The sequence below is a fragment of the Fulvimonas yonginensis genome (assembly GCF_037137055.1).
GTDB classification, from domain to species: domain Bacteria; phylum Pseudomonadota; class Gammaproteobacteria; order Xanthomonadales; family Rhodanobacteraceae; genus Frateuria_A; species Frateuria_A yonginensis.
Window position 1 is genome coordinate 140,558 of the sequence record NZ_JBBBNY010000007.1, and the last position, 19,666, is coordinate 160,223.

The 19,666-nt window shown below is 68.4% G+C and carries 12 protein-coding genes; 4 read left to right on the top strand and 8 right to left on the bottom strand.

Annotated elements, in window-relative coordinates; all coding sequences use genetic code 11:
• Position 1: 1 nt before the first annotated feature.
• The 8 genes from WAT24_RS11245 to WAT24_RS11280 all read right to left on the bottom strand — a co-directional run bounded on the left by WAT24_RS11245 (position 2) and on the right by WAT24_RS11280 (position 11,356).
• Complete coding sequence (locus WAT24_RS11245) at positions 2-1,222, bottom strand: patatin-like phospholipase family protein (RefSeq protein WP_336807960.1); 1,221 nt, start codon at positions 1,220-1,222, stop codon at positions 2-4.
• Positions 1,223-1,469: 247 nt separating this feature from the next.
• Complete coding sequence (lpxH, locus tag WAT24_RS11250; RefSeq protein ID WP_336807975.1) at positions 1,470-2,198, bottom strand: UDP-2,3-diacylglucosamine diphosphatase; 729 nt, start codon at positions 2,196-2,198, stop codon at positions 1,470-1,472.
• Positions 2,198-2,914: a peptidylprolyl isomerase gene (locus tag WAT24_RS11255; RefSeq protein ID WP_336807961.1), complete on the bottom strand. Its 717-nt coding sequence runs from the start codon at positions 2,912-2,914 to the stop codon at positions 2,198-2,200. The genes lpxH and WAT24_RS11255 overlap by 1 nt, the downstream gene beginning before the upstream one ends.
• A gap of 1,013 nt (positions 2,915-3,927) precedes the next feature.
• Positions 3,928-5,442: a Ppx/GppA phosphatase family protein gene (locus WAT24_RS11260; protein WP_336807962.1), complete on the bottom strand. Its 1,515-nt coding sequence runs from the start codon at positions 5,440-5,442 to the stop codon at positions 3,928-3,930.
• A gap of 115 nt (positions 5,443-5,557) precedes the next feature.
• On the bottom strand, positions 5,558-7,654 hold the full coding sequence (ppk1, locus tag WAT24_RS11265; protein WP_336807963.1) for a polyphosphate kinase 1: 2,097 nt from the start codon (positions 7,652-7,654) through the stop codon (positions 5,558-5,560).
• 135 nt (positions 7,655-7,789) lie between these two features.
• Entirely contained in the window at positions 7,790-8,824 is a 1,035-nt protein-coding gene (gene phoR / locus WAT24_RS11270) for a phosphate regulon sensor histidine kinase PhoR (RefSeq protein ID WP_336807964.1), read from the bottom strand.
• A gap of 62 nt (positions 8,825-8,886) precedes the next feature.
• The gene (gene phoB, locus WAT24_RS11275; RefSeq protein WP_336807965.1) at positions 8,887-9,576 is read right to left on the bottom strand and encodes a phosphate regulon transcriptional regulator PhoB; all 690 of its coding nucleotides are present in this window, start codon (positions 9,574-9,576) and stop codon (positions 8,887-8,889) included.
• A gap of 166 nt (positions 9,577-9,742) precedes the next feature.
• Positions 9,743-11,356: a M48 family metalloprotease gene (locus tag WAT24_RS11280; protein WP_425605296.1), complete on the bottom strand. Its 1,614-nt coding sequence runs from the start codon at positions 11,354-11,356 to the stop codon at positions 9,743-9,745.
• 125 nt (positions 11,357-11,481) lie between these two features.
• On the opposite strand from WAT24_RS11280, the gene grxC reads away from it, so the two are divergent.
• The 4 genes from grxC to WAT24_RS11300 all read left to right on the top strand — a co-directional run bounded on the left by grxC (position 11,482) and on the right by WAT24_RS11300 (position 19,445).
• Complete coding sequence (gene grxC, locus WAT24_RS11285; protein ID WP_336807967.1) at positions 11,482-11,745, top strand: glutaredoxin 3; 264 nt, start codon at positions 11,482-11,484, stop codon at positions 11,743-11,745.
• Complete coding sequence (locus WAT24_RS11290; protein WP_336807969.1) at positions 11,742-12,137, top strand: carboxymuconolactone decarboxylase family protein; 396 nt, start codon at positions 11,742-11,744, stop codon at positions 12,135-12,137. The genes grxC and WAT24_RS11290 overlap by 4 nt, the downstream gene beginning before the upstream one ends.
• 273 nt (positions 12,138-12,410) lie before the next feature.
• Positions 12,411-13,424, top strand: a complete 1,014-nt coding sequence (locus WAT24_RS11295; protein ID WP_336807970.1) for an isocitrate dehydrogenase — start codon at positions 12,411-12,413, stop codon at positions 13,422-13,424.
• A 189-nt stretch (positions 13,425-13,613) separates the two neighbouring features.
• Positions 13,614-19,445, top strand: coding sequence for a hypothetical protein (locus WAT24_RS11300; RefSeq protein ID WP_336807971.1), 5,832 nt, complete (start codon positions 13,614-13,616; stop codon positions 19,443-19,445).
• Positions 19,446-19,666: the final 221 nt, after the last annotated feature.

The following is a 19,666-nucleotide window of genomic DNA, read 5'->3' on the forward strand; positions in this document are numbered from 1 at the left end:
CTCAGGGCGCGGGCGCGGGGCAGGCGACGGTGCCGCCGGGGGAGGGCGGTGGGGCGTCCAGGTTGCGGTGCAGCGACTGCTCCGGCGTCATCCACAGTCGCCCCTGCGCTGCGCAGGCGGCGGCGTAGTCGAACAGCGCGCGCAGGTGCTGCGGGCGGAAGTCGATGAAGCTGCCGAAGGGGTAGTCGCCCGGGATCTCGCTGATCCGCAGGCCCAGCCCGTAGCGATCGGCGAAGCCCAGCGTGAGCGCCAGCGTCTCGCGCGTCTTGTAGGTGGTCTGCGCGGAGAAGCTGCGCTCCAGGATCGCCGCCGTGCTAAGGCGCGTGGTCGCGGGCGCCGCCACCAGCTGGCCGTTGACGATCACGTACAGGTGCGCGCCGCGCAGCAGCGTGAGGTCGGCGGGCAGGATCTGCGCGATCAGCGGCACGGCGAACAGCGGCGTGGTGACGCCGCCGTCGACGTGCATCTCCTGGTAGTGGCGCGTGCCCTCGTGTACCGGGACGAGCACCGGTGGAAACACGCCCGGCACGCTGGCCGAGGCCACCAGCACGTCGCGGAACAGCTTGCGCGCCGCTTCGCTGCCCTGTTCGGCGATCGCGCCCATGTCCCACAGCACGGTCTCCTGCTTGTCCAGGTCGGTGGTGGCCACGATCAGCCGCCGGCCCCGGGCCCGCTCGCGCGCCACCGCGGCGATCATCGCGTCGCTCACGTAGCGATCGACCAGCGCGGCCAGCGGATCGTGCCGGCCGAAGCCCTGCGGGAACAGCAGGCGACTGGCCACGCTCATCAGCGGGGAGCGCTGCAGGCTGGCGCTGGCCTGGCCGGTGAAGGCGGCGGTCAGCCGGGCGTCCCAGTCCGGGCCGAGGAAGGCGAAGGGCGCGATCAGCGCGCCGGCGCTGACGCCGGTGACCAGCTCGAAGGTCGGCCGCGCATGGGCGCGGCTCAGCCCCACCAGCGCACCGGCACCGAAGGCGCCGCCCGCGCCACCGCCGGACAGCGCCAGGATGTCCAGGCTGCCGTCCGCAGCGCGCCGGATGTCGCGCAGCAGCACCGGCGATTCCTGCAGGAAATGCCGGCGGTCGATGCTGAGCAGGCGCACGTTCGTGGACAGGCCGTCCGGTACCGCCGCATCCATCAGCGCCGGCGGCGCCGGATGCCGCGGCGTGCTCACGCACCCGGTCAGCAAGGCGAGCGTGAACGGCAGCGATCGGCGGAGGCGCATGCGGGACCCTCCCTGCGTCGGAGCGGCCGGCGCGCAGGCCGGGATCCGCTCGTGCGCATTCTATCCGCGGCGCGATCGCGTGGCGGCAGAACTGCCCGTGGCCCTCGAACCACTTCCGGTGCCCGTCGTACGGGTCGAAGCGGGCATCACTCGCGATGCCCTGCTCCGGCGTGCCGTGTGCGAGCGCGAAGGCATCGCGGGCAAGTCCGCTCTACCGGGTGGAAATGGTACGAGCCATGCGGTCGAGCTATCCCGGTGGCAGGCCGCGCAGCTCGAGCCGGTCCGGCTCCACGCGCAGCACCGATCCCTGCTCGTACCAGTCGCCCAGCACGATGCGCTGTGCCGGCCGGTCGTCGAGCGCGAAGTCGTGGATGGCCGGACGGTGCGTGTGGCCGTGGATCAGGCGGGTGACCCCGGCTTCGCGCATGGCCCGGGCGACCGCCTCGGCATTGACGTCCATGATCGACTCCATGGTGCTGCCGGTATGCGCGCGGCTGTCGGCGCGTGCCTTGGCGGCGAAGGCGCGGCGGGCCTGCAGCGGCATCGCCAGGATGTTCGCCTTCCATTCCGGCGTGCGCACCTGGCGGCGCACGGCCTGGTAGGCGACGTCGTCGGTGCACAGCGTGTCGCCGTGCATCAGCAGGGTCGGCTGGCCGTACAGCTCGTGCACCACGCCGTCCTCGAGCAGGGTCAAGCGCGCGCGGGCGGCGTAGTCCTGGCCGAGCAGGAAATCGCGGTTGCCCGGCATGAAGTACACCGGCACGCCGGCCGCGCGCACGGCGCGGGTTGCGCGGGCGATGCGCGCAGGCAGTTCGGCGTCGTCGTCGTCGCCGATCCAGGCCTCGACCAGGTCGCCGAGGATGTACAGGGCATCCGCTCCACGCACCTCGTCGCCGGCCAGGTAGCGCTCGAACAGGTCGGTGATGTGCGGACGGCTGTCGTCCAGGTGCAGATCGGCGATGAACAGGCTGGCCATCATCCGCCCTTGGCGCGGACGGCCGGCTTCGTCGCGCTGCCGGCCTTGGCCGGCCTGGCCGAGCCGGCGGGCGCCGGGGCGGCCGTGCTGGCCGCGGTGGCGGGCGTCTCCTCGCCGATCACGCGGGCACTCTCGATCACCGGCAGCGGGTTGGGTACGTCGGCCGCGAACGGGCCCTGCGCACGGGTCGGAAGCGCGGCGATCTTGTCGACCACGTCCATGCCGTCGACCACCTTGCCGAACACCGCGTAGCCCCAGGTCAGCCCGCTCTGGCTGCCGGCGTAGTCGAGACGGCGGTTGTCGACCAGGTTGATGAAGAACTGCGCCGTACCCGAATTCGGGTCCGCGCCCCGCGCCACCGCCACGGTGCCGCGCAGGTTGGACAGGCCGTTGTCCGCCTCGCTGGCGATCGCCGGGTGCGTGCGCCGCGGCTGCAGGTCGCGCGTGTACAGGCCGCCCTGCACCAGGTAGCCGGGAATCGCGCGGTGGAACACCGTGCCGTCGTAGAAGCCCTCGCGCACATACTGCAGGAAATTCTCCACGCTCTTGGGTGCCTTGTCCGGATACAGCTCGAGCGTGATGTCCCCCAAGCTCGTGTGCAGCAGCACCTTCGGCCCCGGCGCGGGCGGCGTTCCGGCGGCACTCGACGGCGCTGCCGCCTGGGCCGCGGCGCCGAGCGGCAGGAGGAGCAGGAGGGCCAGCAGGAATCGGGGCATGGGGCGGTCCTGGTCGGATGTCTCTTAATGATACGCGGGGCGCGTGTGAGTTGTGGCCCCGGGTGGTGCGAGGCGGCTTCCAGGTTTGGCCTGCGGCGGGCTTCGTCCACTCCGGTGGTTTCGCGATGCTTTGCCATCGTGCTCGCCGCACGCCGTGCCGTAGGAGCGAGCTTGCTCGCGATGCTCGTGGCTTTGCGCTTCGCTTCTTTGCGCTTCGCTGGAGGCTTGCTTGCGGGCGTTTCGTTCTTGTGGGGCGCTTGCGCGAGCGGGCTCGCCTGCGGCGGGCTTTCGTCACCAGGAGAGACGGCCTGGGTGAGCCCGGGGTGAGGCAAAAGCTAGAGGCCGTCGGGGCCAGCAAGGTGCGCCCGGCTCTCAGAGGAGCTATAGCGGCTACACCGCGGGCGCTCGGGAACCGGGGCCAGGGTGGCGCCCTGCCGCGTGGAGGCTGAGGGTGGGCGAGGCGCAGCGAGCCGGTCCATGGCCTCGGTTCCCGAGCGCTCGCGGGGGCGCGGCTAGCTCCTCTTGAAGCGACCGGCATGCCCGGCAAGGCGCAGGCGCGATGCGCAGCGAGCCGGTCCATGGCCTCGGTCATCGAGCGCTCGCGGGTCGCCGCGGTAGCTCCTCTGGAAGCGACCGCCTCGCCCGGCAAGGCGCACGGGTACCTAGCTCGTGTCCCCCATCGAGTTGCCCCAGGCCATTTCTCTTGGTGACTTCTCCTTGGGCCCGCAAGAGAAGTGACCCGCCGGCCGGCAGGCCGGCGGAAGCCCGCCGCAGGCGAGCCCGGTCGCGGAGAGGCCACGGAAGAACGACACGCCCCATCAAGCGCCCTAGCGGAGCGAAAAGAGCAAGCGCATCGCGAGCAAGCTCGCTCCTGCCGAGCACGCGGTGGCGACAGCCACCGGGCCAGCCCGGTTGCGGCAGCCCACACGAGAACGGTAAGCCCACAAGCGAGCACTGCGAGAACTGCTCGCCAGGGCATCCACCGCCCCTCGGTGCGCCGACAGGCGAAACCCTCACACGCGCTGGATCTCCAGCGTCAACCCCAGTTCCGCCATCGGCCCCTGTTCCTGTTCCAGGTCCGCCTCGGTGAGCGGATGCTGGTCCAGCCAGGCGGCGGGAACGGCCAGGCGCAGGCGGTGGCTGGTGGCGCCGAGTTTCAGGGGTGGCAGCGACTCGGCACGGCGCCCGCGGCGGAACAGCACGCCCAGGCGGAGCAGGGCGGTGATGTAGCGGGCGAGCGCGCGGTAGCGTTGCGGCAGCACCGAGATCAGCGCCTTGGCGGGCTTGCGCCGGTGCGCCTCGATCACCGCGGCCAGCAGTTGCTGTTCCTGCCGCGAGAAGCCCGCCAGGTCCGCGTGGCGCAGGATATAGGCGCCGTGATGGTGGTGCTGGCTGTGCGCGATTGCCAGGCCGATCTCGTGTACGCGCGCGGCCCAGGACAGCCATTCGCGCGCTTCGGCGTCGAGCTTCCATGCGCGGGCGACCTGGTCGAACAGCAGCAGCGCGGTCTGCTCGACGCGGCGCGCCTGGGCGCGGTCGACGCCGTAGCGGGTGGCCAGCGCGTCGATGCTGTCGGTGCGCGGGTCGCTGCCGCCGGCGCGGCCGAGCAGGTCCCACAGCAGGCCTTCGCGCATCGAGCTTTCGCACACCCGCATGTGGTCGATGCCGAGTGCCTCGAACACCGCCTCGAAGATCACCACGGCACCGGCGAACACTGGCGTGCGCTCCTCGGTGAGGCCGGGCAGGCGCAGCAGGTCGATCTGCCCCTGTTCGAGGATCGTCTCGCGCAGTTCGGCCAGGGCGTCGGAGGTGACGCCGTCGTCGGTCAGGCTCATCGCCTGCACCACCGCGTCGATGGCCTTGGCGCTGCCGGAGGAGCCGTACACCTCCTGCCAGCCGGATTCGCGGAAGTCCTCGGCGAACTGCTGCAGCAGCACGCCCACTTCGCTGCGTGCGCGCTGCCAGCGCTTGGGCGTGAGCCGTCCGCCGGGGAAGAAGCGCAGCGTGGAGGCGATGCAGCCGGCCTGCACGCTTTCGGTATGCAGCGGTGCCAGGCCCCGGCCGATGATGAATTCGGTGCTGCCGCCGCCCACGTCGATCACCAGCCGCGGCTCGCGCGAGGCCGGCAGGTCGTGGGCGACGCCGAGGAAGATCAGGCGGCCTTCCTCGCGGCCGGAGACGATCTCCACCGGATGGCCGAGCGCCGCCTCGGCCGCACCCAGGAAGCTGTGCGGCGAAGCCAGGCGCCGCACGGTGTTGGTGGCCACCGCGCGCACGTTGCTCGACGGCAGGCCCTCGATGCGCTGGCCGAACCGCGCCAGGCAGGCCAGCGCGCGTGCACGGTGGGCGGCATCCAGCGTGCCGTCCGAGCGCAGGCCGGCGGCCAGGCGCACGCTGTCCCGGAGGCGGTCGATCACGCGCGGTTCGCCGTGCTCCATGCGCGCGACCACCATGTGGAAGCTGTTCGAGCCCAGGTCGACGGCCGCGATCAGTTCGCCATCCTTGATCGGTACGGGCTCGGCAGTCACGCGGGGCTTCCAGGCAGGCGGGCGGCGATTCTGCCACGGGCGGCGCCCTGCCTGCCGCAGGACGGAGCGCGGACGCGGGCGGCTGCGTGGCAGGAACGGAGGCGGAGGGAGCGCATCAGCCGCAGATCTTCCGGAGCAGGGTCTGCTGCGCGCTGTGCGGCGGGCGCTCGCCGGGCGTGGCGCGGGTGTAGCGCCCGTCGCCGCCGAGCAGCCAGGCCTCGGTGTTGTCTTCCAGGCCGTTGGCCAGCGTCTCGTCGAACACCCGCCGGGCCAGCGCCGGGTCGAGGATGGGGAAGGCGACCTCCACGCGGCGCATCAGGTTGCGTTCCATCCAGTCCGCGCTGGCGCAGTAGGTCTCCGGCTGGCCGTCATTGGCGAACCAGTACACCCGGCTGTGCTCGAGGAAACGGCCCACGATCGAGCGCACGCGGATGCGCTCGGAGATGCCGGGCAGGCCGGGGCGCAGCGTGCAGGCGCCGCGCACGATCAGGTCGATTTCCACGCCGGCCTGCGAGGCGCGGTACAGCGCCTCGATCACGTGCGCCTCGTTCAGCGCGTTGAGCTTGGCGACGATGCGCGCGGGCTTGCCGGCCAGCGCATGTGCCGTCTCGCGCTCGATCTTGGCGACCACGCTCCTGTACAGCGTGAAGGGCGAATGCAGCAGGCGCTTGAGGTTGATCACCGAGCCCAGGCCGGAAAGCTGCTGGAACACCTTGTGCAGGTCCTCGCCGATCTCCGGGTTGGCGGTCATCAGGCCGATGTCGGTGTACATCCGGCTGTTGGCCTGGTGGTAGTTGCCGGTGGACAGGTGCACGTAGCGGCGCAGCGCACCCGCTTCGCGGCGCACGATCAGCATCATCTTGGCGTGGGTCTTGTAGCCGACCACGCCGTAGACCACCTGCACGCCGGCCTCCTGCAGCTTGGTGGCCAGGCGGATGTTGGCCGCCTCGTCGAAGCGCGCGCGCAGCTCGATCACCACGGTGACGTCCTTGCCGTTGCGCGCGGCCTCCACCAGCAGGTCGACCAGCGGGGTGTCCTCGCCGGCGCGGTAGAGCGTCTGCTTGATCGCCAGCACGCCCGGATCGGCCGCCGCCTGGCGCAGCAGGTCGACCACCGCGGCGAAGCTCTCGTAGGGATGGTGCAGCAGCACGTCGTGCTCGCCGATCACCTCGAACAGGTTGGTGCCGGGGCCGATCGCGGCGGGCAGGCAGGGCACGAAGCGCGCGAACTTGAGTTCCGGGCGGTCGACCTGGTCGTAGATGCTGCCGGCGCGGATGATGTTGACCGGGCCGTCGCAGCGGTAGACGTCCGATTCCTCCAGTTCGAAGTTGGCCACCAGCATGGCGGTGATCGCCTTCGGGCAGTCGTTGGCGATCTCCAGCCGTACCGGCCGCGCGTAGCCGCGGCCGAGCAGTTCCTCGCTGAGCGCGCGGGCGAGGTTCTCCACCTCGGCCTCCTCCACGATCAGCTCGCTGTTGCGGGTGACCCGGAACTGGTAGGAGCCGGCCACCTTGAAGCCGGGGAACATCAGGTCGACGAAGGCCTGCAGCAGCTCGGCCAGGAACACGAAGTTGTGGCCGTCGCCGCCGACCTCGTCCGGCAGGCGCACGATGCGCGGCAGCGAGCGCGGCGCGCGCACCAGCGCCATGTGGCCCTCGTGGCCGAACGCGTCGCGGCCCTGCAGCACCACGGCGATATTGAGCGTCTTGTTGAGGATGCGCGGGAACGGGTGCGCCGGGTCCAGCCCCAGCGGCGAAAGCACTGGCAGCACCTCGTGCTCGAAGTAGCCTTGCAGCCAGTGCCGCTGCACCGCGTTCCACTGGTGGCGGGTGAGGAAGCGGATGCCCTCGGCGTCCAGCTGCGGCTTGAGCTGCTCCTGCCAGGTGGCGTACTGCTCGGCGACCAGGTCCAGCACGCGGGCGCGGATGCGGGTGAGCACCTCGCCTGAAGGCAGGCCGTCCGGACCCGGTGCGGCCGAGCCGTAGCTGTGGTGGTGCTTGAGCATTGCCACGCGCACCTCGAAGAACTCGTCGAGGTTGTTGGCCACGATGCTCAGGTAGCGCAACCGCTCCAGCAACGGCACCCGGGCGTCGCGCGCCATGGCGAGCACGCGGAAGTTGAACTCCAGTGCGGCCAGCTCGCGGTTGAGGTACAGCTCCGGCGCGGACAGGTCGGCGATCGCGGTGGCGGGAAGCGGCAGTTTGCGGGCCATGGCTCCATTCTGGCCGATGCGGCGGCGGAGTACAGCGGGGAGGGTCGCACGCGGGTCGGGTCCGCTTCAGCCCCGGTCCGCCGCCCGCGGGCCGCACGCGGGGCGGGAAAGGCGGGCGGCGGGGCCGGGGAGCGCCTAGTTCTCGGGTGCCAGCAGCCGTTCCGGCCCGAAATGGCAGGCGAAGGTGGAACCCCGGCCGGGGGTGCTTTCGACGCTCAGGCGGGCCTGGTGCAGGTTGAGCACGTGCTTGACGATGGACAGGCCCAGCCCGGTGCCGCCGGTCTCGCGCGAGCGGCTGGAGGAGACCCGGTAGAACCGCTCGGTCAGCCGTGCCAGGTGATTGGCGGGGATGCCGTAGCCGGTGTCGCTGACCGCGTAGGTGGCGCCCTCGGGGCTGCGTTGCCAGCGGATGGTGATGCTGCCGCCGGTTGGGGTGTAGCGCACGGCGTTGCTGACCAGGTTGGACAGGGCGCTGTGCAGGTCCTTCGGCGAGCCGAGCAGGTCCAGCCCGGCGGTGGCTTCCAGCGTGATGCGGTGGCGGCCCTGGCTGAGCGCCTCGGCCTCCTTGCGCAGGGTGGCCAGCAGGCCGGCCATCGGCACGCGCTCGTCGACCACGTGCTCCTGCGTCTCCAGGCGCGACAGGGTCAGCAGGTCCTCCACGATCTGCCCCATGCGCTTGGACTGCGCGCGCATCTCGCCGAGCACCGGCGCCAGCGCCGGCACGTCCTCCGGGTCGAGCAGCTCGAGGTAGCCGTGGATCACGGTCAGCGGCGTGCGCAACTCGTGCGACACGTTCGCCACGAAGTCGCGGCGGATCTGCTCGAGCCGGGTCAGCGGGCTGATGTCGTGCGCCAGCAGCAGCCGCTGGCGCCAGCCGAAGGGTTGCAGCGAGACGTCGAGGCGGCCGTCCGGCTGGCCGGGCGCCGGGATGTCGCGCAACGGTGCGCGTGCGCCGCTGCGCAGCCAGCCGGCGAGTTCCGAGCCCTGCAGGCGGTCCACCAGCAGCACGCCGCGGTCCCGTGGCCGACGCAGCCCCAGCAGCGCCTCGGCGGCGCGGTTGAACCAGCGTACCCGCCAGCTCTCGTCCAGCAGCACGACCGCGTCGGGCAGGCTGTCCGCGGCGGCACGCAGGTCGAGCAGGACGTGGGCGAGGCGGCGGGCGCGGTTCATGCGGTCGATCCGGACGGCGGAGCGCTGAGGATGGCGCGGCGAGGTGACGCCGTCGAGTCGCCTCACACGCTCGTCGAGAAACGGTAGCCCGAGCCGCGCACCGTCTGCACCATGCCGTCCAGCTGCCACGGTTCCAGGGTCTTGCGCAGGCGGCGGATGTGCACGTCCACCGTGCGCTCCTCCACGTACACGCTGCCGCCCCATACGTGGTCGAGCAACTGCGCGCGGGTATAGACGCGCTCGGGATGGGTCATGAAGAAATACAGCAGGCGGTATTCGGTGGGGCCGATCGGCACCGCTTCGTCGCCGGCGAACACGCGGTGCGCGGGGCCGTCGATGCGCAGGCCGCCCAGCTCGACCACGCCGGTACCGTCGTCACCCTGGCTGCGCCGCAGCACCGCCTTGATCCGCGCGATCAGCTCGCGGGTGGAGAAGGGCTTGACCACGTAGTCGTCCACGCCGGCTTCCAGGCCGTTGACCCGGTCCATCTCCTCGCCACGGGCGGTGAGCATGATGATCGGGATCTCGCGGCTGAGCTCTTCCTTGCGCAGGCGCCGCGCCAGTTCCAGGCCGCTGGTGCCCGGCAGCATCCAGTCCAGCAGGATCAGGTCCGGTACCTGTTCGGCGATCGCGATCTGCGCGGCGCGGGCGTCGGCCGCCGGGACCGCCTCCATGTCCGCCTTGCGCAGCGCGAAGGCGACCATGTCGCGGATGGAAGCTTCGTCTTCGACGATGAGGATGCGCTTTTGCACGCGTTTGCGCCTGGCCTGTGACGGGCGTATTGCAGCGGGGCAATGTTACGTCTGGATGACACTCGGCGCCGCGCGTCCGGCCTAGCCCGTCCGAGCCGGCCGGTCGACGCGCGGGATCCGCTCGCTACCGGCCCTTCCGGTCCGCTGCCGGCATCCGGTGGCCCGGCTACTGGCTGCGTCCGTCCGGATTGTCGGCGGTCTGCACCTTGCGCTTGCGCAGTTCCAGCACCAGCGGGGTGAGGTCGGCGATGCGCGCCTGGATGCGGGCGCGGGCGTAGTAGTCCAGGTCGTCGCGCCTGAGCAGGCGCTTGAGCTGCTCCATCGCATCGAACGGACGGCCGGAGAGGTAGCTGGCATCCGCATAGGCCTCGCCCGCGCGGACGCTGTCGCCGGCCTTGTCGCTGGCGCGGGCGTAGCTGCGGTAGATGTCCGGCTCGTCGGCCTTGTCCAGCAACGGGCGCAGCAGGCCGGCGGCGGCGATCGCCTGGTCCTTGTCGCCGCCGGCGGTGAGCGCCTTGGCGTAGGCCAGGGCCACCGCGCGGTTGCCCGGCGAGCGGGCGTTGAGCGCGGCGTAGCGGGCCAGGGCCGCGGGGCGCTGGCCGTCCTGCAGCTGCGCGTCGGCCATTGCCAGGCCGAGGACCAGATTGTCCGGATGCGCGGCGAGCAGGGGCTTGAGCTGTTCGATCGCCTGCGCGCCGAAGCCGCTGCGGGTGAGCGCCAGGGCGTAGCCGTAACGGGTCGCGGGCGTGTCGAAGCCGGGCGTGCCGAAGCTGGCGCTGTAGAAGTGCGCCAGCTTGGACGGGTCCCCGGCCAGCACGCGGGTGCGTTCGCGCATCAGCGCGTAGGTGTCGAGGCCGCCCTGCACCTGCGTGCCCAGCAGGGCGGTCGGGTCCTTGACGTAGGGGATCGGCGCGGTGGTCTTTTCCCACTGGCTGCGCACCAGGGTGGAGCCGCTCGGGCGCAGCTTCTGCGCCTCCAGCAGGGCATCCGCGCGCGATTTGGCGTCGCTGATGCGCGAGAGCGTCACCGGGTGGGTCTGCAGCAGCTCGGGCACGTCGGTGCCGCCGGCGCCCGCGCGCAGCGTGTCCTGCATGCGCTCGAAGAAGCTGGCCATGGCGCGCGGGTCGAAACCGGCGTTGGCCAGGGTCTGGATGCCGACACGGTCGGCCTCGACCTCGTCCTTGCGGGTGAAGTTGATCGAGCGCTGCGCGATCAGGCCCTGGCCGGCAGCCAGCACCGCCATCGGCGAGTCGCCGCTGTGCGAGCCCGCACCGGCGGCGATGGCGCCCAGCAGCACCAGCGCCATCAGCGGGGCGTCCTTCTTGGAGTCCTCGAACGCGCGCTGCAGGTGGTTCTGCGTGATGTGGCCGATCTCGTGGGCGATCACGCCCGCCAGCTCGCTCTCGCTGCGAGTGATGGCGATAAGGCCGGAGTTGACCGCGATGTAGCCGCCGGGCGCGGCGAAGGCGTTGATCTCGTCGTCCTTCACCACGAAGAAGGCGAAATGGTCCTTCGGACGGTCGCTGCCCGCGACCAGACGGTAGCCTAGGTCGTTCAGGTAGTCGTCCAGCAGGGGATCGTCCACCACCATGTCCATCGAGCGCATCTGGCGCAGCATGGCGGCGCCGTAGTCCTGGGCATCCTGCGGCGAGATCAGCGCGTCGGCCGAGCTGCCCAGGTCGGGCAGGCGGATGTCCTCCTGCGCGCCGGCGCCGAAGGCGAGGCTGGCGGCGAGCAGTGCGGTCAGCAGGCGGGGGGCGGGTCGTGGTGCCATGGCCATAGGTGGGCGACAATACATCAGTGAGGACCGCCGGCGGCGACGTCGGTTCATCGTCCGTTGGCTTGCAATGGGGCCGCGGGCGCCCATCTCACCGGCCATCCTTGAGGTTTTCCGGAGTACCAGCAATGCCCAAGATCGAGGTCTATTCCACGGCGGTGTGTCCCTACTGCGTGGCGGCGAAGAACCTGCTCAAATCCAAGGGCTTGCAGTGGAACGAGGTTCGCGTGGATGCCGATCCGGCGCAGCGCGACCTGATGCTCCGCCGCAGCGGCGGTCGCCGCACCGTGCCGCAGATCTTCATCAACGACCAGCACGTGGGCGGCTACGACGACCTGGTCGCCGCCGACCGCAGCGGCAAGCTGAAGCAACTGCTGGGCGAGCCGGCATGAGCGACGCGACCGGGAGCAAGGACCGCGTGGCGGAGTTCACCGCGTTCCGCCAGCGCATGAACGAGCGCATCCTGGCCGAGGACAACCAGGTCGTGCGGCGCTTCTTCGCGCTGGACACGCAGACCTACAAGCCCGGCGCGCTGGACGTGAAGACCAAGGAGCTGCTCGGCCTGGTCGCCTCGATGGTGCTGCGCTGCGACGACTGCATCAGCTACCACGTGGCGCAGTGCAAGGAAGCCGGCGTCACCCGCGAGGAATTCTTCGAGACCTTCAGCGTGGGCCTGGTGGTCGGCGGCTCGATCGTGATCCCGCACCTGCGCCGCGCGGTCGACTTTCTGGACCAGCTGGAGGGCGGCCAGGCCGGCGGCACTGCCTGCACCGACCACGCCTGACCTGGCGCCCCCTGTGGGAGCGGGCTTGCTCGCGATGCTCCTGGCTCAGCCGCGCTCCGGAGCGAAAGGCATCGCGAGCATGCTCGCTCCTACAGCGTTCCACCGGAGTCCTCCGGCATGGTCGGTGCGAAGATCCGCAACGCTCCGTGCGACGATTTGCAACGCCCGGCGCATGCCGCCTGCTGCGGGTCGGTGGCCGCATCGGCGATAATGGCGCTCTTTGGCGTGCGCCCGCCCCCGCCGCACGCGCGACCAGTCCCCAAGGAGCTTTACATGAGCAACACCATCGCCGTGATCCCGGGTGACGGCATCGGCCCGGAAATCATGACCGCCACGCTGCGCGTGCTCGACGCGCTGGACTGCGGCCTGACTTACGACTTCGTCGACGCGGGCATGGTGGCGCTGGAGAAGCACGGCGACCTGCTGCCCAAGGCCACGCTCGACAGGATCGCCGAGCACAAGGTCGCGCTCAAGGGCCCGCTCACCACGCCGATCGGCGGCGGCTTCACCTCGATCAACGTCACCCTGCGCCGGCATTTCGACCTGTACGCCAACGTGCGCCCGGCGCACAGCTTCCCGGGCACCAAGGCGCGTTACCAGGACATCGACATCATCACGGTGCGCGAGAACACCGAGGGTGCCTATCTTGCCGAGGGCCAGAGCGTGTCCGAGGACGGCGAGACGGCGACCTCCATGATCCGCGTGACCCGCAAGGGCAGCGCGCGCATCGTGCGCTATGCCTTCGAGATGGCCGTGAAGAAGGGCCGCAAGAAGGTCACCGCCGTGCACAAGGCGAACATCATCAAGACGGCCTCGGGCATGTTCCTCAACGTGGCGCGCGAGATCGCCAAGGACTACCCGCAGATCGAGTTCAACGAGATGATCGTGGACAACGCCTGCATGCAGCTGGTGATGCGCCCCGAGCAGTTCGACGTGATCGTGACCACCAACCTGTTCGGGGACATCCTGTCGGACCTGTGCGCCGGCCTGGTCGGCGGCCTGGGTCTGGCCCCGGGCGACAACATCGGCGAGCACGCGGCCATCTTCGAGGCCGTGCACGGCTCGGCGCCGGACATCGCCGGCAAGGGCATCGCCAATCCCTGCGCGCTGCTGCTGGCCGCCGCCGACATGCTCGACCACCTGGGCATGGTCGAGAAGGGCACCCGCCTGCGCAACGCCATCCGCGAGACGATGGCCCACGACCATGATCACGTCACGCCGGATCTGGGCGGCAAGGGCAACACGCAGAGCTTCGGCGAGGCGATCGCGCGCCGCGTGAAGGGGTAATTCACCCTTCGCTTTTGCGCACGACACTTGACAGCTCCCCCGAGCGGCGTTGAACTCGCGTTATCCGCCGCGCAACGCGGCGGCCTTTGGGGAACAGGGATATGTCGCGTTTGCCACAGGGACGGTGGGTCCCACTGTGTGTGTTTTGCCTGGATCGTACTTGGCATCGGCATTCTGCATGCCACCGATATGCCAGAAGACGAATACAGGAAGCTCATCCACGTCAATGAGGACATCCAACCTCTTGGCGAGCATCCCTTTGGCGAAAACATCAGTCTGTACGACGGCTCCCTGTCCTTTACGCAGACTGACATCAGCCTGCCGGGCAATGGTCCGCTGCTGCAGTTGGTGCGTCAGTTCAACGCCGATGGCAACCGACCGGTCATTCCCCATGCGGAAGGAGTGTTTGCCGACTGGGAGCTGCTCGTTCCGCATTTGGAAAGTTTCACGGCGGGAACCCCTCCGACGGCCACTGATCCGGGCGTATCGATGTGGTACTACAACGAGGTTACCGGACATGTGCAGGCGGTCAATGGATGGCAGATCGATCCTTTAGCGCAAGGCATCGACCCTTACGCCGACGTAAATACCCGGTGCTCGAATTTCACTGCACCGCCGACCGTTATCAGACACCTTGGCGATCCGGCGCTCGTGGAATGGGATCCCAGCGAGTGGTGGAAGGGATACCACTTGGTGCTTCCCGGTGAAGGGAGCCAGGACCTGCTCGCCAGCGTCGATGCCGGCACCAAAAGCACTTATCCGGTAGTCACCAAGAGCCACTGGCGGTTCAGTTGCCTTCCGAGTACGGCGAACGGCCAGCCGGGCGAGGGCTTCCTGGGCGAGTCGCCCGACGGTACGAAGTACTGGTTCAACGAGCTGGTCTATCGCCCTGCACCGGAAATGGCCCGGCATCTGTATGACGGTACCGCGAGCGTGAGGCGCTCTTCTGACACCCAAATGGCGCGCTTGGATGAGGTTATCGAGACGCTCATCACTGTCCTGACGGGTTCGAATACCGCGCATGCTGCAACCACCACGGATGTCATGGTTCGAAGCCTGGGCGTGTTGTTGGTGACTAAAGTCCAGGATCGGTTCGGCAATACGCTCAACTACAGCTACGACGCCGACGGATACTTGACCGCCATCACTGCCAGTGATGGGCGCGCGTTGAGCCTTACGTACGTCGCGGGTACCCACCGAGTCCAGAGCGTGACCCTGCAGCCGGCCTCGGGCTCACCACGGACCTGGACTTATGCCTACAGCAGCGACAATACGACTCTCACCGCTGTCGTGCTGCCGGATTCCAGCCAGTGGCGTTTCGACTTCGCCTTGCTCGATCGGGCATCGTTGAGCGGAGATGCGGGGAGTTCGAGCTGCCTGAGGCCGACGGTACCCGGCGTTCTAAGCCCGGTTAGCGGCACGATCATCCACCCCTCCGGCTTGACAGGAACATTCACGGTCCAACCAACCCGGCACGCGCGTTCCTATGTGCCGCTGGCATGCAGTGGCGCCCTAAACAATGACCCCAGCACTCCGGGCAGTTATGCGGGCATTCCATACTTGTGGTGGGGCCTCTCCATTACACAGGAAACGGTGTCCGGTGCGGGCACGCCGACGCGGACGTGGTCCTATGGCTACTCACCGACACAGGAAGGCTGGGTTGATTGTTTTTCGGTTGGTTGCGTAGGTACGGTCTATACGGATGTGGCCAACCCTGACGGGAGCACGCAACGCTACACCTTTAGTAACAAGTTCGACTACACCGAAAGCCAGCTGGTGCGCACGGACTACTACACAGGCGCGGTTGGTTCGACGCTTCTGCGATCCGAGATCAGCGGCTATGCGCCGCCGAATACCTCACCCTTGCCTATCGCTGGTACAAACCTGCAGGGAGCGATAGTCAATCCTGATCAGAACACGAAATACTCGCCGCTTAACAAGCGCCAGATTCTCCAAGATGGCGACACCTATTCATGGCTGGCGGAAGCGTTCAACAGTTATGCGCAGGTGACCCGGGCCAAGCGCTACAGCTCCATTGCCGGGCAAGGTGCGGTCGAGGAGCAGACCGACTACCTCAACGACCCCACGCTGTGGGTGCTGGGCCTACCGACCCAGGTGACCAACCTCACCACCGGCGAGGTGGTGGACAAGAACGTCTACAACACGACCAACGATACGTTGGCCGAGCGCTGGCACTTCGGCCAGAAGCTCATGAGCTACAGCTTCAACGCGCAAGGGCAATTGGCCAGCTTCACCGACGGCAATGGCCACACCACCACCCTGGGTAGCTACAAGCGCGGCATCCCGCAGGCGATCGGCTATCCCGATGGCCGGTCGCAAAGCCTGGTGGTGGACGATTTCGGCCAGATCGCGAGCATCACCGACCAAGCCGGTGCGACCACCGCCTACAGCTACGATGGGGTGGGCCGCCTGACCCGCATCACCTATCCCAGCGGCGACGAGCAGGCCTGGTATCCGAAGACCTTCAGCTACGACTTCGTGACCGGTGCCGAGCGTGGCGTGGGCGCCAACCACTGGCGGCGCACGATCGCCAAGGGTGACCAGCGTCAGGTGACCTATTTCAACGCCGAGCTGCAGCCGGTGCTCACCGACACCTACATCAACGGGGATGCCGCCTCGCACAGCAACGTGCGCAGCGATTACGACTTCCGAGGCCTGACCACCTTCAGTTCCTACCCGGTGGCCGGGAGCCCGGACCTGAGTGCGATCACGGCCGGCGCCACCCACACCTACGACGTCCTGGGCCGCCTGACACGCACGCAGCAAACCTCCGAACTGGGCACCCTCACGACCACGACCAGCTACTTGTCCGGTGCCCGCAAGCAGGTGACCGACCCCAAGGGCAAGGTCACGACCACCAGCTACCAGGTGTTCGACCAGCCGGCTTACGAGGCGGTGATCCAGGTCCAGGCGCCCGCCGGGGTCACCCAGACGATCGCCCGCGACCTCTACGGCAACCCGACCGCGATCCACCAGTACGGTTCGTTCAATGGGCTGAGCGGCGACGTCACCAAGACGCTGGTCTATGACAGCTACCACCGGTTGTGTCGCACCACGGAGCCGGAAAGCGGCAGCGAGGTGATGGCCTACGACGGCGCCAACAACCTGGCCTGGAGTGCCGCGGGCCTGAGCCTCACGGGGACGGGCTGCGGCCTGGAGCAGGTGGCCGATGCCGGCAAGACCGTGCGCAGTTACGACGCCATGAACCGGCTGCTCACGCTGACCCCGCCCTCGGGCACGCAGAGCACCACCTATGGCTACGACGCGCTGGGCAACCTCAAGAGCGCGGTGTCGGGCATCAGCACCTGGAGCGCCACGCGCAACAAGCTCGGCCAGCTGACCGGCGAGACCCTGCAGCTGACCGGCCAGAACGCCTGGACGGTCGGCTACGCCCACGATGCCTACGGCAGCCTGGCGAGCCTGACCTACCCCGATGGCACCGCGGTCGCCTACGCCCCCGATGCGCTGGGCCGTGCCACCCGGGTGGGCGCCTTCGCCAGCGGCATCGATTACTTCCCCAACGGCGAAGTGGCGTCCTTCAGCTACGGCAATGGCGCCACGTACCTGGCCGAACAGAACGCCCGTCAGTTGCTGAGCAACTTCAGCTATGGCCTGGGCAGCACGCTCAACCTCAGCGAGGATTTTGCCTACGACGCCAACGGCAACATCACCGGCGTCACCGACCTGGTCGACGGGCACCGCACCAAGAGCTTCGGCTACGACGACCTCAACCGGCTGACCAGCGCCACGGCCAGCAACCTGTGGGGCACCGAGAGCTACAGCTACGACCCGCTCAACAATATCAAGAGCCGCATCGGCAACGGCGCGACCTTCACCTACAACTACGACGCGCTCAATCGCCTGGCCAGCATTACCGGCGCGGGCAGCAGCAGCTTCGGCTACGACAACCGCGGCAACGTCACCAGCAAGAACGGCAGCACACTGCAGTTCGACCAGAAGAACCAGCTGACCCAGATCGATGGGCTGGCCAGCTACAGCTACGACGCAGCCGGCCGGCGGGTGATGAAGTCGCCGGCCAGCGGTGGCCCGACCTACTACTTCTACACCCAGGCTGGGCAGTTGCTGTACCAGATCGACACTGGGGCGTACGCCGCGACCGATTTCATCTACCTCGGCCGCAAGCTCATCGCCAAGAACGTGCGGGACACCCGGATTCTTCTGCCTTCCGAAGTGAACGTAACCCTGCGCTTGGTAGCAGGACCCACGCTCTCGGCCGATGCTCAGGCCATCGAGGCAACCGTTGAGATCACCAACCAGGGCACGGTGACGCTTACCTCGTCCGGATCGTATCCGGTCCATCTTGGTGACCACCTGGTCGACGCATCCGGCAAGATCGTCACGAACGACCTGACGCGCGCCGCGATACCGGATATTCCGCCCGGTGGCAGTGCGGCGGTGGCCATCGCGGTCCCCGCCAATGCCGTATTGGGCACGGGCTTGCGGGTGCAGTATCTGCCTGTCCAAGAAGGCGTGGCGTGGTTTGACCGTTTCGGCACCATCCCCGTTACCACTGGCGCCTTCGCCACGCCGACCGCTCCGGCGACGAGCACCAGCGGAAGCTACGCCGTAAGCTGGACGGGTATCAGTGGGGCGACCAGCTACACCCTGCAGGAACAGCTCAACGGGGGCGCTTGGAGCACCGTGCAAACGAGCGCCAGCCTGAGCTGGGCGGCCAGCGGCAAGGGCAACGGCACGTACGGCCACCGCGTGCAGGCATGCAACGGTGGCGGTTGTGGGCCGTGGAGTGTCACGAGCACGACGGTGGTGACCCTCCCACCCACTAGCGCCCCCACCGTCAGCGTGCCCGCCAGCAGCAATACGGGTGGCTACACGGTCAGCTGGACGGCGGTGGCCACCGCCACGAGCTACACCCTACAGGAGCAAATCAACGGGGGCGCCTGGACGACGATCCAGACCGGCAGCGCCACCAGCCGTGCGGTCAGTGGCAAGGGCAATGGCACCTATGGCTATAGGGCGCAGGGATGCAACAGCATTGGCTGTGGGCCCTGGAGCGCGACGAGTGTCACGGTGGTGACGTATCCGCCAGCCAGTGCCCCGACAATCAGCGCACCGGCCAGTAGCACCGGCAGCTACACGGTGAGCTGGACGACCGTGAGCACAGCCACCAGCTATACGCTACAGGAGCAGGTCAACGGCGGCACCTGGGCGACGATCCAGGCCGGTAGCGCGACCAGCCGTGCGCTCAGCGGCAAGACCGATGCGACCTACGGCTACCGCGTGCAGGCCTGCAATGTGGGCGGCTGTGGTCCCTGGAGCGCGACAGTTGCCACGGTGGTAGCCCTCCCGCCTACCAGTGCCCCCACCGTCAGCGTACCCGCTAGCAGCAATACGGGGAGCTACACAGTCAGCTGGACGGCGGTGAGCACGGCCACCAGCTACACCCTGCAGGAGCAGGTCAATGGTGGCGCCTGGGCCACGATCCAGACCGGTGGCGCGACCAGCCGTGCGATCAGCGGCAAGGGCAACGGGACGTATGGCTACCGAGCGCAAGCCTGCAATGCGGGCGGTTGCGGCTCGTGGAGTACCAACGGTACCGTCGTGGTAAATCTCCCACCAGCTACCGCGCCCAGCGTAAGTGCGCCATCCAGCAGCACCACCGGCAGCTACACGGTGAGCTGGACGGCCGTGAGCACGGCCACCAGCTACACCCTGCAGGAGCAGATCAATGGTGGCGCCTGGGCCACGATCCACACCGGCAGCGCCACCAGTCGGGCGATCAGCGGCAAGGGCAACGGCACCTACGGCTACCACGTGCAGGCCTGCAACGTCGGTGGCTGCAGCGGCTGGAGCACCACAGGCAGCGTCAACGTGCTCCATATCCCCCCGACGCCAACGGGATTGTCTGCCACCATTTACGAAACATACGACCCTGACATCCGCCCTCCCTACTCATACGAGTTGGATGCGTCGTGGTCAGCGTCGTCGGGAGCGGCAGCTACGACTTTCAGTACTGCCTGAGTGGCTCTACCTGCACGGTAGTGAATACGGCATCCACTTCGATAGTGATCACTGCCCATGGAACGAGCTATACGACCAACGTGCGTGCATGCAACGCCTCGGGCTGTTCTGCCTGCGACGTTCCCCCACTTTTGAGTAGCACCGCGGTTTGGAGTCCAATCCCCCATCCGAAGGAGATTGGACGTGAAGAAGCGGTTTTCCGAAGAACAGATCATCGGCTT

Bases quoted from the DNA above. Each gene is read 5' to 3' on its own strand.
- phoR (WP_336807964.1), bottom strand. From the start codon at position 8,824: ATGAACCGCGCCCGCCGCCTCGCCCACGTCCTGCTCGACCTGCGTGCC.
- WAT24_RS11295 (WP_336807970.1), top strand. From the start codon at position 12,411: ATGAGCAACACCATCGCCGTGATCCCGGGTGACGGCATCGGCCCGGAA.
- WAT24_RS11280 (WP_425605296.1), bottom strand. From the start codon at position 11,356: ATGGCCATGGCACCACGACCCGCCCCCCGCCTGCTGACCGCACTGCTC.
- WAT24_RS11290 (WP_336807969.1), top strand. From the start codon at position 11,742: ATGAGCGACGCGACCGGGAGCAAGGACCGCGTGGCGGAGTTCACCGCG.
- ppk1 (WP_336807963.1), bottom strand. From the start codon at position 7,654: ATGGCCCGCAAACTGCCGCTTCCCGCCACCGCGATCGCCGACCTGTCC.
- lpxH (WP_336807975.1), bottom strand. From the start codon at position 2,198: ATGGCCAGCCTGTTCATCGCCGATCTGCACCTGGACGACAGCCGTCCG.
- WAT24_RS11300 (WP_336807971.1), top strand. From the start codon at position 13,614: ATGCCAGAAGACGAATACAGGAAGCTCATCCACGTCAATGAGGACATC.
- WAT24_RS11255 (WP_336807961.1), bottom strand. From the start codon at position 2,914: ATGCCCCGATTCCTGCTGGCCCTCCTGCTCCTCCTGCCGCTCGGCGCC.
- WAT24_RS11245 (WP_336807960.1), bottom strand. From the start codon at position 1,222: ATGCGCCTCCGCCGATCGCTGCCGTTCACGCTCGCCTTGCTGACCGGG.
- grxC (WP_336807967.1), top strand. From the start codon at position 11,482: ATGCCCAAGATCGAGGTCTATTCCACGGCGGTGTGTCCCTACTGCGTG.